1 protein-coding gene is annotated in these 923 nt (G+C 50.9%); it reads right to left on the reverse strand.

From position 1 onward, the window contains the following. Window positions 1-456: 456 nt before the first annotated feature. The coding region (locus tag AC1DRJ_RS29915; RefSeq protein WP_477805301.1) for an OprD family outer membrane porin at window positions 457-923 on the reverse strand (467 nt) is incomplete at its 5' end.

Consider the following 923-nt stretch of genomic DNA (forward strand, 5'->3'; position numbering starts at 1 on the left):
CCAGAACCCCAATGGCCACAGCCATGGCCAAGGTGGACTTGTTCATTGTTTCGCTCCTCATTCCTAATGCTTGTGGTCCTGGTCCTGGGTCTAACGCCCTGGATCCTAAGACGCGCAATTTTTTGCCGAGCCGTCTAGCCCGGTTGTTTTTTTGGTGGTGCAGAATACAGCGTCATAAAGCTAAAAAGAATTTAGGGTTTCTTTTTAATTCCGTTTAGGAATATAACTATGCAGCACAGATTCGCGACAGGCAAAAACGCCCATTCCTTGACCTGCTCAGCGGACGTGAATCAATGTGCTAAAGCCGAGCCTCTTAATGAGTATCGGACGGGCTTACTTTAGGCGTTTGCAAAAAAAACCAAAAAGAATAAAAAATACGCACAACAGATGTTATTGGAATATAGACACGCAAAAAAAAGCCTCGCCAGCAGGCGAGGCTCTTTCTGACAGTTCTTATTACAAGAAGCTGTAGGTGTAGTTGAAGATCAAACGGGTCTGGTCAACATCGGGGTTGTTAGAGACTTCGCTGCCGCGATAGACACCATTACGCACCGTCACGCCGAAACCTTTGAGGGCGCCCTGCTGGATAGTGTAGTCAACTCGCATGTCGCGCTCCCACTCGGACCCATCAGGGCCGTTGCCGGTTGTAGACTTGATGTTGTCGCCATGCAGGTAGGCAATCGAGGTTTTCAAACCCGGCACACCCAGCCCCGCGAAATCATAGGAATACTGGCCAAAGGTGGTATTTTCACCGGCACGGACAAAGCCGTTGATCATGGAGTCGGTAAACAGGTAGAAGCTGGCGCCGCCTTCCCCTTGGTTACGACCGTTGTTGTCAACCACGTTGCCCTGGTTCAGGTAGACGAAGCCGCCGTCATCGTTCACGCGCTGGTGACCCAACAGGAATGCGTTGCCACCCAGGG

Source organism: Pseudomonas sp. P5_B2 (genome assembly GCF_056400445.1).